At 73.1% G+C, this 12,686-nt stretch carries 9 protein-coding genes; 5 read left to right on the forward strand and 4 right to left on the reverse strand.

Annotated elements, in window-relative coordinates:
* Nucleotides 1-34 precede the first annotated feature (34 nt).
* Nucleotides 35-1,195 (forward strand): ribosome small subunit-dependent GTPase A, encoded by a 1,161-nt coding sequence (gene rsgA, locus ACZ6KY_RS29125; RefSeq protein ID WP_469313242.1) that lies wholly within the window; start codon nucleotides 35-37, stop codon nucleotides 1,193-1,195.
* 173 nt (nucleotides 1,196-1,368) lie between these two features.
* Nucleotides 1,369-2,835, forward strand: a complete 1,467-nt coding sequence (locus ACZ6KY_RS29130) for an AlkA N-terminal domain-containing protein (protein ID WP_469313243.1) — start codon at nucleotides 1,369-1,371, stop codon at nucleotides 2,833-2,835.
* 154 nt (nucleotides 2,836-2,989) lie between these two features.
* Here ACZ6KY_RS29130 and ACZ6KY_RS29135 read toward each other — a convergent pair whose 3' ends face one another.
* Entirely contained in the window at nucleotides 2,990-3,358 is a 369-nt protein-coding gene (locus tag ACZ6KY_RS29135; RefSeq protein ID WP_469313244.1) for a PPOX class F420-dependent oxidoreductase, read from the reverse strand.
* Between the two features lie 243 nt (nucleotides 3,359-3,601).
* Between ACZ6KY_RS29135 and ACZ6KY_RS29140 the strand changes: the two genes are divergently transcribed.
* Entirely contained in the window at nucleotides 3,602-4,882 is a 1,281-nt protein-coding gene (locus ACZ6KY_RS29140) for an SGNH/GDSL hydrolase family protein (protein WP_469313245.1), read from the forward strand.
* A gap of 76 nt (nucleotides 4,883-4,958) precedes the next feature.
* Here ACZ6KY_RS29140 and ACZ6KY_RS29145 read toward each other — a convergent pair whose 3' ends face one another.
* The gene (locus ACZ6KY_RS29145) at nucleotides 4,959-5,441 is read right to left on the reverse strand and encodes a DUF456 domain-containing protein (RefSeq protein ID WP_469313246.1); all 483 of its coding nucleotides are present in this window, start codon (nucleotides 5,439-5,441) and stop codon (nucleotides 4,959-4,961) included.
* 36 nt (nucleotides 5,442-5,477) lie between these two features.
* Nucleotides 5,478-6,458, reverse strand: coding sequence for a helix-turn-helix domain-containing protein (locus ACZ6KY_RS29150; RefSeq protein WP_469313247.1), 981 nt, complete (start codon nucleotides 6,456-6,458; stop codon nucleotides 5,478-5,480).
* Nucleotides 6,459-7,614: 1,156 nt separating this feature from the next.
* Between ACZ6KY_RS29150 and ACZ6KY_RS29155 the strand changes: the two genes are divergently transcribed.
* Together ACZ6KY_RS29155 and ACZ6KY_RS29160 are read left to right on the forward strand one after the other, a co-directional pair.
* Nucleotides 7,615-9,063 carry a protein phosphatase 2C domain-containing protein gene (locus ACZ6KY_RS29155; protein ID WP_469313285.1) on the forward strand — a complete coding sequence of 483 codons (1,449 nt, stop codon included), beginning with the start codon at nucleotides 7,615-7,617 and terminating at the stop codon, nucleotides 9,061-9,063.
* Between the two features lie 101 nt (nucleotides 9,064-9,164).
* Nucleotides 9,165-10,907, forward strand: a complete 1,743-nt coding sequence (locus ACZ6KY_RS29160; protein WP_469313248.1) for a pyruvate dehydrogenase — start codon at nucleotides 9,165-9,167, stop codon at nucleotides 10,905-10,907.
* A gap of 54 nt (nucleotides 10,908-10,961) precedes the next feature.
* Here ACZ6KY_RS29160 and ACZ6KY_RS29165 read toward each other — a convergent pair whose 3' ends face one another.
* Nucleotides 10,962-12,452, reverse strand: coding sequence for a helix-turn-helix domain-containing protein (locus tag ACZ6KY_RS29165; protein ID WP_469313249.1), 1,491 nt, complete (start codon nucleotides 12,450-12,452; stop codon nucleotides 10,962-10,964).
* Nucleotides 12,453-12,686: the final 234 nt, after the last annotated feature.

Genomic DNA, 12,686 nt, shown 5'->3' on the forward strand with positions numbered 1-12,686 from the left:
CGGTGCCGGGGCCACCCTTGTGAAGGGTCACCCCTTGTCTTTCTCTTCTCTCCCCGGTTCGTTCTCACCTTCCTCGCATCCCCTCGTGCCGTACGGCTGGGATGCGGACTGGGAGGCCGAGTTCGCCCCGTATGCCGAGCAGGGTCTCCTGCCCGGTCGTGTCGTACGGGTCGATCGTGGCCTGTGCGACGTCGTCACCCCGGTCGGTACTGTCCGTGCCGACACCGAGTTCGTCGTTCCTCGTGACCCGATGAAGGTCGTGTGCACGGGGGACTGGGTAGCGGTCGACCCTGAAGGCAGCGACCCGCGGTACGTACGGACGCTGCTGCCCCGGCGTACCGCCTTCGTGCGGTCGACGTCGTCCAAGCGCTCCGAGGGCCAGGTGCTGGCCACGAACATCGACCACGTCGTCATCTGTGTGTCGCTCGCGGTCGAACTGGACCTCGGGCGGATCGAGCGGTTCCTCGCGCTTGCGATGTCCTGTTCGACCGGTGAGGCGCTGCTCCACAAGTCGGCACTCTCCTGGGAGTCCGGCGCACAACCCGTGGTCGTCCTCACCAAGGCCGACCTGGTCCCGGAGGCGGCGACCCTCGGGCACCTCGTCCAGGACGTGGAGACCTCCGCGCCCGGCGTTCCCGTGCTCGCCGTCAGCTCCGCGACGGGGGCGGGGCTCGACATCCTCGAAGCGGTGCTCGCCGGTGGTACGGCCGTCCTGCTCGGACAGTCCGGCGCGGGCAAGTCGACGCTGGCCAACGCGTTGCTCGGCGAGGACGTCATGGACGTACAGGCCATCCGCGACATGGACGGCAAGGGGCGGCACACCACGACGACCCGCAACCTTCTCGCGCTGCCGGGCGGCGGTGTCCTCATCGACACCCCGGGGCTGCGCGGAGTCGGACTCTGGGACGCCGCGATCGGGGTCGGGCAGGTGTTCTCCGAGATCGAGGAGTTCGCCGCGGACTGCCGCTTCCAGGACTGCGCCCATGTCGCCGAGCCCGGGTGCGCGGTGCTGGCGGCGCTCGACTCCGGCGAACTGCCGGAGCGACGGCTCGAGAGCTACCGCAAGCTGCTCCGCGAGAACCAGCGGATCGTCGCCAAGACGGACGCCCGCGTGCGCGCCGAGATCCGCCGCGACTGGAAGCGCAAGGGTGCGGAGGGCCGCGCCGCCATGGAGGCCAAGCGCGGGCGCTGGTAGCCGGGGACGGGGTGGAGGCCACGGATTCCGCGTGCCCTCCACCCCGGCCCGCTGGATCACTGAGCAGCCGGGCTGCCCGACTCTCCGGGCCGCCGCGCACCGGACCGCCCAGGCCGTAGTGCCGTGTCCGATTTCCGCCAGCCCTGCCGTGGGTGCCGGCCCACACTGGAAGGGTGAACGACGAGGACACCAGGTACGAGGACACCAGGTACGAGGCCGTGCGGAGTCGGGACGCCCGGTTCGACGGGGAGTTCTTCTTCGCCGTGCGGACGACGGGGATCTACTGCAGGCCCAGCTGCCCCGCGGTCACACCGAAGCGGCGGAACGTGCGGTTCTACGCGACGGCCGCCGCCGCGCAGGGTTCGGGTTTCCGGGCCTGCCGCAGATGCCGCCCGGACGCCGTGCCGGGTTCCGCGGCCTGGAACGTACGGGCCGACGTCGTCGGCCGGGCCATGCGCCTGATCGGTGACGGCGTGGTGGACCGCGAGGGCGTCGGAGGTCTCGCCGCGCGCCTCGGGTACAGCGCCCGCCAGGTCCAGCGGCAGCTCACGGCGGAGGTCGGCGCGGGTCCGGTCGCGCTGGCCAGGGCCCAGCGCGCGCACACCGCGCGGATACTGCTCCAGACCACCGAACTCCCCGTCACACAGATCGCGTTCGCGGCGGGGTTCTCCAGTGTGCGCCAGTTCAACGACACGATCCGCACGGTCTACGCGTCGACACCGAGCGAGCTGCGCGCCGCGGCGCCGCGAACCGGCCCCGCCGCCCGGAGCGCGAGCGCGGCCACCCCCACCGCCGGTGTCCCGCTCCGGCTCGCCTACCGGGGGCCCTACCAGTCCGCCGCCGTCTTCGACCTGCTGGCCGCCGAGGCCGTCCCGGGCATCGAGGCCGTCGGCGGCAGTCGTGGCCGTCGTACGTACCGGCGCACGCTCCGGCTGCCGTACGGCACGGGGATCGTGGCCGTCGAGGAGCGCCCGGGAACCGGCGCGGGCCGCACCCGCGCGGGCGGGACGAGCCGCACCGCGGGAGCACCGGGCCCCACCGACGCCGCCCACCCCGGCGGCTGGCTCGACGCCCGGCTGCACCTCACCGATCTCCGGGACCTCACCACCGCCGTACAGCGGCTGCGGCGGCTGTTCGACCTCGACGCCGATCCGTACGCCGTCGACGCGCGGCTGGGAGCCGACGCGCGCCTGGGTCCCCTGGTCGCGGCGCGGCCGGGCCTGCGGTCGCCGGGCGCCGCCGATCCGGACGAGCTCGCGGTGCGCGCGCTGGTCGGGGAGGCGGAGGCCGGGCGGCTGGTGCTGCGGTACGGGAAGGCGCTGGACGCCCCGTGCGACACGCTCACGCATCTCTTCCCCGAGGCCGCCGCACTGGCGGAGGCGGAGCCCGGCGGCCCGCTCGGCGCGCTGACCGCCGCCCTCGCCGACGGCACCGTGCGCCTCGACCCGGGCGCAGACCGGGACGAGGCGCGGGCGGCGCTGCTCGCGCTGCCCGGCATCGACGAGGGCACCGCCGCCGCCATCCGCACCCGGGCCCTCGGCGACCCGGACGTGGCCCCGCCCGGCGCGAACGCCCCGGAGACCTGGCGCCCGTGGCGCTCGTACGCCGTCCGACACCTCAGGGTGGCGGGGGAGTTGTAGCCGGACGCCTTGAGCAGGACGCCTTGAGCCGGGCGGCGGGTTCACGCGCGATCTTCAACGGCCCTGTGCACGAACCGAATCGGATGGCCCAACCCGCCGTCCAGGCAACGCGGTGACTCGGCTTCTCTCCAACCCGACCTATTTGTAAGGCCGTTCAGTCGTCTAGGCCCCAACTGTGGATCCGCCTCGGGTGGATCCGGATCAGTTCCTCGCTGAAGTGCGGTCCCAAGTCATGTGCGCCGGTGAGGAGTTCCGCCTCTCCGCGGATGTCGACGCCTCGGACCTTCCACGGCTTGAGGCTGACGATGTCGTCGACGACCAGGGCGACCTTCGGGTTCTTCTGAAGGTTGCGCCACTTCTTCGTGGTGCCCATCGCGTAACCGCCGATCAGGATCGTCCCGTCCTCCTGCGGGAAGAAGCCGACGGGGTTGGCCTGGGGCTGCCCGAGAGGGTCGACGGTGGCCAGCCGTCCCAGCCGCTGCGACCTCAGATACGCGCGCTCGGCTTCACTGAATTCGGTCATGACAGCAGCCAAACACGCCCCCGCCCGCGGCGCATCGGGTTCCGGACCTAGGACCAGGGGAGGAGGGGATCTCGTACTGAGCCTTGGTGGGATTGGCGTGCGGATCCTCGGCCGGATCGGTGTATGGAGCCTCGGCCGGATCGGCGTGCGGGAGCCCGTCCGGTCCTGTCCGGTCCCGTTCGGGCGCGTCCGACGGTGTGATGGTGTGATGTGGGGGCGCGCGGGCGGGGAAGCGATGGCCCCATGCCCCGCGCGATCATGTTCCGGCGTCTCCTCGTCCCCGTGGTGACCGCCCTGGTCCTCACCCCGCCGAGTGGGATCGCCGAAGCGCGGTCCGCGCCCGGCCGGAGCGCCCCGAAGCCGGCCAAGACCTGGGCAGGGGCCTGGCCAGGAATCTGGACGGGTACCTGGGAGGCCGCGGCCGCGGGGACCGTGCCCGCGCTGCCCGGCGCCTCGGTCCGCAACGTCGTGCACACCAGCGTCGGCGGCCGCGCCGCTCGCGTCCGTCTCTCCAACCGGCTCGGCACGAGACCGCTCCAACTCGGTTCCGTGACACTGGCATTGCAGCGGCAGGGGGAACCGAGGAGCCCCCGGGCGGTCGCGGGCTCCGTGCGCGCGGTCACCTTCGCCGGCGCCCGATCGGTCACCGTCCCCGTCGGCCGGGACCTGGTCAGCGACCCCGTCGCGCTGCCCGTCCCCGCCGACGCCAACCTCCTCGTCTCGGTGCACACCCCGGCCGACTCGGGCCCGGCGACGTACCACCGTTCCGCGCTCCAGGCCAACTTCATCGCTCCCAGGGGCGATCGGACCGGCGAGGAGAGCGGCGCCGCCTACACCACCACCGTCGGCAGCTGGTACTACGTGACCGGCGTCGACGTGCTCGGCCCGTCCGCCGCGGGCAGCGTGGTCGCGCTCGGCGACTCGATCACCGACGGCACCGGCTCGTCGTCCGACGCCAACCGCCGCTGGCCCGACCGGCTCGCCGCCCGGCTGCGCGCCCTTCCCGCGTACCGCAGGCCCGGCGTCCTCAACGCGGGGATCGCCGGGAACCGCGTCCTGCTCGACGACCGGGGCCCGAGCGCTCTGACCCGCCTGGACACCGACGTCTTCTCCCGCGCGGGCGTCCGCACGATGATCATGCTGGAAGGCGTCAACGACATCAAGGGAACACCGGAGCAGACGGACCCACGCGCCCTGGAGGACGCCTACCGGCTCGTCGTGCGCCGCGCACACGCCCGAGGCATCCGGGTCATCGGCGCCACGATCACCCCGTACGGCGGTCATGCCGCGTACACCCCGGACCGGGAGGCGGTGCGGCAGGCGGTCAACGCCGCCATCCGCACGCACCGGATCTTCGACGCGGTCGCGGACTTCGACGCCACCGTCCGGGACCCGCAACGCCCGAGCCGTATCCTCCCCGCCTACGATCCCGGCGACCACCTGCACTTCAACGACGAGGGCATGCGCGCGCTGGCCGACACGATCGACCTGCGGTCCCTCGCGGTGAAGTCGTCCACGCGCTAGCCCCGGGCGGGCCGACGCCCCGGTCACGCGTCCCCGGCCGCCGGAGGTCTCGCACACGCGTCCCCCCGCCGCCGGCTCAGCCCCAGATCACCGTGCCCAGCCACGCGCCCATGATCAACAGGCAGGCGAAGAGCTCCGTCAGGACGCTCCAGCCGCCCGCCCGCATCGCGGTCCGCACCGAGGCCTTCGCCGGCCCGTGCCCGCCGAGGCGCAGCCGCTCGCTGAGGTAGATCCCGCCGATGAAACCGGGGACGGCGCCGACCACCGGCACCAGGAAGAAGCCGAGGAACGCCCCGCCACCCGCGTACACCGCCATTCGGGTGGTGGCGCCGCTCTCTCGCAGCCGTCGTGGCGGCAGCATCCAGCGGATGGCCTGGGCGAGCAGCAGGACCGCGGTCGCGCCGACGAGGACGGCCCAGGACAGGGTCTGCGGGTAGCTCAGCGCCCACCACAGGACCGCGGCCCAGACGAGCCACGATCCCGGCAGACCGGGCACCAGCACTCCGACCAGGCCGAGCAGAATCACGACGCCGACCAGCAGGAGTTCCCACACTCCCATCTGCCCAGCCTGCCCGAGTGGGCGGGAAACCGCAGGTCAGTCACGCGCCACCCAGCCGCGCTCGTACGCGTGCCAGCCCAGTTGCAGCCGGGTCGTCACCCCTGTCAGCTCCATCAGGCGCTTGACGCGGCGCTGTACGGTCCTCAGGCCCAGGTCGAGCTGTTTGGCCACGCTCGCGTCGGTGAGTCCCGCGAGGAGCAGGGAGAGGATCTCCAGATCGGTTCCGTCCGGGCCGTCCGGCTCCCGCTCCAGCACGCCCCGGCTGCCCAGCCGCAGCGGCAGCGCGTCCCGCCACACCGACTGGAACAGCCCCGACAGCAGCTCCAGGAGCCCGCTCGCGTGCACGACCAGCGCGGCCGGCTCCGCCGTGTGCGAGGTCAGCGGCACCATGGCGAGCGCCCGGTCGGCGATCACCAGTTTGGTCGGCACCTGGTCCACGACCCGCACCTGCTCGTCGCGGCCGAGCGCGGCGGACAGCTCGGTGATCCCGCTCGGCTGGTCGAGGACGGTCCGCTCGACGACGACGCGGTAACCGACGCCCCGGCCCGCGGCCTGCTCCTCGGCGTCGTTGTCCGCGCCGGAGACCACCATCGGGGTCCCGGTGACCAGCGCGCACACCTCGTCGGTGGCGCCGAGCTGGAGCTGCAGGAAGCGCTGCGAGACCGCCGCCGCGCCGATCACCACCTCGACCAGGTCGTGCACGGCCGGTTCGCCGGCCGCGCCCCGGTACTCCTCGGCCAGCAGCGCGGCCGCCAGCTCCGCCTTCTCCAGTTCGTGCCGCTGCTGGGTGAGCAGCGCGCCGAGGGCGACGCCCGGCGGCGCGGCGACCCAGCGGCCGGGCCGCGCCGAGGACTGCGCGGCCAGACCGTGCCGTTCCAGCCGGCGCAGCGCGCGTTCCGTCTCGTACTCGCCGAGTGTGAGCCGACGCGCGAGATCGGGCACCTCGGCGGCGCCCACGGAGACCAGCGCTCGGTACGCCGACTCGTGGGTCTCGTCCAGACCTATCGCTCCCAGCATGCGGCGATGTCCCTCCCCATGGATGCGTTCCGGCCGGTCGGCGGAGCCGTGGCGGAAATCGGCCACGGCACAAACCCGCCTCGGCACATCATGGTCGTACCCCCCGCCCCTCTGACAAGCTCACGTCACCGCGGCGCCAACTACCTTCCGTAATGCCCCGCTTGGGATCGGTCTGCGGGAAAGAGGCTGTACCGGCTCGCGGACCGCGGCCCTTACCCAGTTCTGAACTGGCCGACTTCGAACGGGATTCGGCCATCCGAACCGTGACCCGGGCCTGTCCGCGACGTGCGTCGGGCTCCGGTCACCCAGGTGCCGCCGGGCGGTTCTCCCGTGGGGGGTGGGACCGCCCGGCGGTCAGGTGTTCGCACGTTTCGGTGCGCATCGCCGTTCGACGGTTCACTCGACGCGCCGTTCGAGGGTCCGCACGTTGGCCGGTTTTTCCGGATGCCCCGTTTTCAACCGGCTGTCTCGGTGGACAATCGGGAGCATGAGCCAGCAGGGGGAGAAGCCCACCGGTCACGAGGACGACTGGTGGAGGCAGTTGTACGACGACTCCACCGAGGACACGGGGCCCGCGGCCGTGGCCGATTCCCTCGACGACCGGTTCGCGTCGGCGTCGGGGACGGTCGGAGGCGGGCTCGATCCGGGTCCGGAATCCGGGCCGGACGCGCGGCCCACAACAGACGGTCGGCCCACAGCGGACGCGTGGCCTACAGCGGACGCGTGGCCCACAGCGGAATCGAGGTCCGCGCCCGACGGGAGCTCCGCCTCGGATCCGAGGTCCGAGCCGGACGCGGCGTCCGGCCGGGGGCGCGGTTCCCTCCGGCGGTCCGACGCGCGCGGGTTCGACGGTCCGCCGCCCCCGCGGCGGTCCCCCGCCGTGCCGGAGTCCTCGTCCCCCGGGACGGGGAAGCAGCCGCCCGCCCTCCCGAGCCAGCCTCCCGCCGTCTCGGGGCAGCACGGTGGCCCCTCGGCCTCCGCCGCCCGGCCCGGCGCGACCCCGAGTGGCGAGGTGCCGCCCCGACCTGGCGCGACCCCGCGCGATGAGACGCCGCCCTGGCCCGGCGTGATCCCGAGCGACGACACGCCGCCCCGGCCCGCCGCGAACCCCGGCGACGGCGCGGTGTCCCGGCCCGGACGCTGGGAGCGGGGCCCGGTGTCGGGGCCCGGTGCCGACATGGGACCGCCCGGCCGCGGCGGACCCCCCTCGGAGCCCACCGCCTGGGAGCCCACCCCCTGGGAACCCACACCTTGGGAACCTCCGGCATGGGAGCTCCCGCCCCCCGCCCCGGCCTCCGCGCCGGCCGCCCCCGCGCCCTTCCCGCCCGGCCCGAAACCACCGGGGTTCACCGCGCAGGAACCCGGCCCGGACGCGTCCCGGGACACCCGGGGCGACACGCCCTCGGAGCCTTCCGCGCCCTCCCCGGCGCAGGTGCCCGCGTCGAGGGCGCCGTCGGAGGTGCCGCCGAAACCCGTGTCGGCTCCCGCCGTACCCCCGGGCGCGCCGCCCTCCGTCCGCCCGGTGGCCGCACTGCCCAGCACCACCGGGGGCTTCCGGACACCGCCGCCCGAGTCGGCCCCCGCGGACATGCCCGCGGGCGCACCCCGGGAGACCGTCCTCTCCGTCGTCCAGCCGCCGTCCTCCGTCGGCCACGTCGGCTCAGGCCCGCCCACCTACGACCCCGAACCGACCGCGCTGCCGCCCGCCGAGCCGGACGAACTCGGTGATCTGGTCGCCGACACCGCGCTGGACGGCGCACGGTACGGAACGAGCACGCTGCGCGCCGTGTCCGCGCGCGGGGACTCCGCGCGGTACCGGGGCGAGCCGCGCCGGGACGCGCTGCTCACCGCGCGGTTCGGAGCGGGCGAGCAGGCACTCGTGCTGGTGGCGATGGCGACCGGCGCCCGGGCCACCCCGGGAGCGCACCGGGCGGCGGCGGAGGCGTGCCGGTGGATCGGGCAGGCCGTCGGGCGCAGCCACGAGCGGCTGGCCGACGACATCAGGGCCGCCCGGCGCGGCGACCTGAAGTCCGGGTTGCAGCGGCTCACCGACCGCAGCCTCGGCAAACTGCGGGCGAGCGCGGCGGAGCAGGGCGTCGAACCCGAGGAGTACACCGCCGGCCTGCGCTGTCTGCTGCTGCCGGCCGATCCGGAGTGCCGTACCCGGGTCTTCTTCGGCGTCGGCGCGGGCGGCCTGTTCCGGCTGCGGGACGGTGAGTGGCAGGACATCGAACCGCGGGTCGCCGACACCGCCGGCGAGGCCGTCGTCGGCTTCGGATCACTGCCCCACGAGACCCCCGAGGGCGACCGGCTCACCATGGACCTGGGCATCACGACGCCCCCGAGCCCGTACGAACCTGCCCCCCGGCCGCCGCGCGCGCCCTTCCGGTTCCGGGCCTCCGTCGCCCGCCCGGGTGACACGCTCCTGCTGTGCACGGGCGGCCTGGCGGAGCCGCTGCGCGGCGAACCCGAGCTGGCCGAGTACCTGACGGCACGGTGGTCGGCGGGGGAGCCGCCCGGCCTCGCGGCCTTCCTCGCGGACAGCCTGGTGCGGGTCAAGGGGTACGCCGACGACCGTACGGCCGCCGCCGTGTGGGAGGCGTAACCGCCACCGGTGTGAATTCATGGAACCCGAGGGACGGGCCGGGCAACCAGCGGACCCGAGACACCTGAGGGTTTCGAGGATCACGAAGAGGTGCGTGCAGCATGGCCAAGCGGAACGTAGCCGAGCAGTTCGTCGACATCCTCGTCCGCGCGGGCGTCAAGCGGCTGTACGGAGTCGTGGGCGACAGCCTCAACCCGGTCGTGGACGCGATCCGGCGCGACGCGGCCATCGACTGGATCCAGGTCCGCCACGAGGAGACCGCCGCCTTCGCCGCGGGCGCCGAGGCGCAGATCACGGGCAAGCTCGCCGCCTGCGCCGGCTCCTGCGGTCCGGGCAACCTCCACCTCATCAACGGCCTGTACGACGCGCACCGCTCGATGGCCCCGGTGCTGGCCCTCGCCTCGCAGATTCCCTCCAGCGAGATCGGCCTCGGCTACTTCCAGGAGACCCACCCGGATCGGCTCTTCCAGGAGTGCAGCCACTACAGCGAGCTGATCTCCAGCCCGAAGCAGATGCCGCGGCTGCTCCAGACCGCGATCCAGCACGCGGTGGGCCAGTCCGGTGTCAGCGTGGTCTCGCTGCCCGGTGACATCGCCTCCCAGCCCGCCCCGGACAAGACGATCGAGACCGCTCTCGTCACCTCCCGGCCCAGTGTCCGGCCCGGCGACAGCGAGATCGACAAACTCGTCGAGATGATCGACGAGGCGGAGAAGGTCACCCTCTTCTGCGGGAGCGGCACGGCGGGCGCGCACGCCGAGGTCATGCAGTTCGCCGAGAAGATCAAGTCTCCGGTCGGGCACGCGCTGCGCGGCAAGGAATGGATTCAATACGACAATCCGTTCGACGTCGGCATGAGCGGGCTCCTCGGCTACGGCGCGGCCTACGAGGCGACCCACGAGTGCGATCTCCTGATCCTGCTGGGCACCGACTTCCCGTACAACGCGTTCCTCCCCGACGACGTCAAGATCGTCCAGGTCGACGTGCGGCCGGAGCACTTGGGGCGCCGGTCGAAGCTGGACCTGGCGGTGTGGGGCGATGTGCGGGAGACGCTGCGCTGTCTGATCCCGCGGGTGCGGCCCAAGGGCAATAGGCGCTTTCTCGACAAAATGCTGAAGAAACACGCGGACGCCCTCGAGGGGGTCGTCAAGGCGTACACCCGCAAGGTCGAGAAGCACGTTCCGATCCATCCCGAGTACGTCGCCTCGGTGCTCGACGAACTGGCCGACGACGACGCGGTGTTCACGGTCGACACCGGGATGTGCAACGTCTGGGCGGCTCGCTACATCTCGCCCAACGGCAGCCGCCGCGTGATCGGTTCGTTCTCGCACGGGTCGATGGCGAACGCGCTGCCGATGGCGATCGGCGCCCAGTTCACCGACCGGAGGCGGCAGGTCGTGTCGATGTCCGGCGACGGTGGATTCTCCATGCTGATGGGCGACTTCCTCACCCTTGTGCAGTACGACCTGCCGGTGAAGGTCGTACTCTTCAACAACTCGTCCCTCAGCATGGTCGAGTTGGAGATGCTGGTCGCCGGGCTGCCCTCGTACGGCACCACCAACAAGAACCCGGACTTCGGCGCGGTGGCCCGCGCGTGCGGGGCGTACGGCGTCCGGGTCGAGAAGCCCAAGGAACTCGCCGGAGCCCTCAAGGACGCCTTCCGTCACAAGGGCCCGGCCCTCGTCGACATCGTCACCGACCCGAACGCGCTCTCCATCCCGCCGAAGATCAGCGCGGACATGGTGACGGGCTTCGCGCTCTCGGCGTCGAAGATCGTGCTCGACGGCGGCGTCGGGCGGATGGTGCAGCTGGCCCGCTCCAACCTGCGCAACGTGCCTCGCCCGTAAGGCGTTCGGGTACGGCGTCGGGGGTGTGTCGGCACGGTGGCCGGTGACCCCGGCTCAATCCTGGAGAGGGGTCCAGCCGCGGCCCGCGTACCAGTAGTGCGGCAGACCCTTGATGCCGCTGGTGCGGAACGGGAGGCCGTGGTCGTCGATGATCTCGGTGCCCGTGCGGCCCTGTGAGGACCAGTCGAGCTCCAGGTTCCAGCGGCAGTCGCAGCCGGTGGTCCGGGCGTCGACGAGCAGTACCTCGGGGTCCTTCGCGGACACCCGGTAGGGCATGCGCATCGCCGGGGTGCTCGTCCCCGTCTCCTTGCCCGGGACCGACCGGGCGATCGGGCGGTCCACGTCCAGGTCGACGGCGAACGAGCGGGGACTGATCTCGCCGCCGCATCCCTGGTCCATGGCGTACACCGTGCCCTTCACCGGGGCGGACCGCCCGACGACGCGGACCCGCAGCCCCTCCAGGACGACGGCCGTGTTCGTTCGCCCCTGCACCGAGATCTCCACGAGTGTCTCGCCGCCGTGCACCGCGCCCTGTGTCCGCGCCCACGGCGCGGCGTCCTGCGGGGCCGGGGGTGGCGGCACCTGCCGGGGCTCCTTGTCGATGACGTAGTCGTGACTGCAACCGAGCTGCCACAACTGGGAGTTCGCGGTCCAGGTGAGAGGGGTGACGGCGGAAGCGGTCGTGGGGGAGGGGCTGGTGGACGGGTTCGGTGAGCCGCCGTTCGCGGCGGGCGCCTCGGGGGAGGGCGACCCGGACGACCGTCCGCGCGCGGTGGAGGGGTGTGCGGAGGGCACCGGGGAGCCGTGCCGCCCGCCCGCCGCCCTCGCGGTCGGTGAACCGGCCGCCCGGTCGTCGCCGGTGGTCGTGGTGGTGCCGGCGTGTCCCGAGTGCCCGGACGACAGGGCGGACAGGCTGCCCAGCGTCGCGAGCAGCGCGGTCACGACAGCCGCCGTGACCGCGACGCGGCGCCTGTGCCAGGGCGTTGGCGTTGCCGGGTGCGCCGCCACATCGCGCTCGCGCGACGAGGCGGGGTGCCCTTCCGGGGTGCTCTCCCGGGGACCGGGCGAGGGGTCGGACGCCGCCGCGGACACGGAACCGGCAGCCGGCGAACCGGCAGTCGGCTCCGACACGGAGTCCGGGGCCGCTGTCGGCAAGGAGCCGGCGGCCGACTCCTCCGGAGGCAACGGATTCGGCGGCACGGTCACCGGAGTTGACGGGCCCGGCAACGCCGGCTCGGCCCCCGGAGACGTCCGGGGTCGTTGTCGTTGCGCCACCGCCAGGATCCACCGCCGGTGGAGTTCGACCCGTTCGGCCGGACTCGCCCCGCAGATCGCGGCGAACCGCTCCACGGGTGCGAACCCGAGCGGCACCGCCTCCCCCGCGCAGTACCGGTGCAGCGTCGAGGCGTTCATGTTCAGGCGGCGTGCGAGCGCGGCGTAACTGCGGTCGGTGCGCGCCTTCAAGTGCCGCAGCAGCGCCGCGAACTCCTCCACGTCGTCCTGGGATGACACCGGTTCTCCCCGCCTCCCGTCCCAGGACGGCATCCCAGGCACTCCCCGTAAGGAGAGGTCAGAAGGGCTGGGACGGTTCCACCGTTGCGGATGGGGCGCAGTCCGTTGTGCCCGGACCATGGGGCCGCTGATGCTCTTGGTGTCGCCGGAGCGGTCTCCGCATCACCGAGGTCGCGGTCTCCGCACCACGGAAGCCTCGGTCTCCGCACCACGGAGGCCGAGGGGCCCGCCCCGCACAGCGCGACGCCATTCCGCACTCACCGAAAT

This window comes from Streptomyces sp. NPDC042002 (assembly GCF_055588305.1).

Bases quoted from the DNA above. Each gene is read 5' to 3' on its own strand.
- ACZ6KY_RS29160 (WP_469313248.1), top strand. From the start codon at position 9,165: ATGGCCAAGCGGAACGTAGCCGAGCAGTTCGTCGACATCCTCGTCCGC.
- ACZ6KY_RS29145 (WP_469313246.1), bottom strand. From the start codon at position 5,441: ATGGGAGTGTGGGAACTCCTGCTGGTCGGCGTCGTGATTCTGCTCGGC.
- ACZ6KY_RS29140 (WP_469313245.1), top strand. From the start codon at position 3,602: ATGCCCCGCGCGATCATGTTCCGGCGTCTCCTCGTCCCCGTGGTGACC.
- ACZ6KY_RS29135 (WP_469313244.1), bottom strand. From the start codon at position 3,358: ATGACCGAATTCAGTGAAGCCGAGCGCGCGTATCTGAGGTCGCAGCGG.
- ACZ6KY_RS29150 (WP_469313247.1), bottom strand. From the start codon at position 6,458: ATGCTGGGAGCGATAGGTCTGGACGAGACCCACGAGTCGGCGTACCGA.
- ACZ6KY_RS29165 (WP_469313249.1), bottom strand. From the start codon at position 12,452: ATGCCGTCCTGGGACGGGAGGCGGGGAGAACCGGTGTCATCCCAGGAC.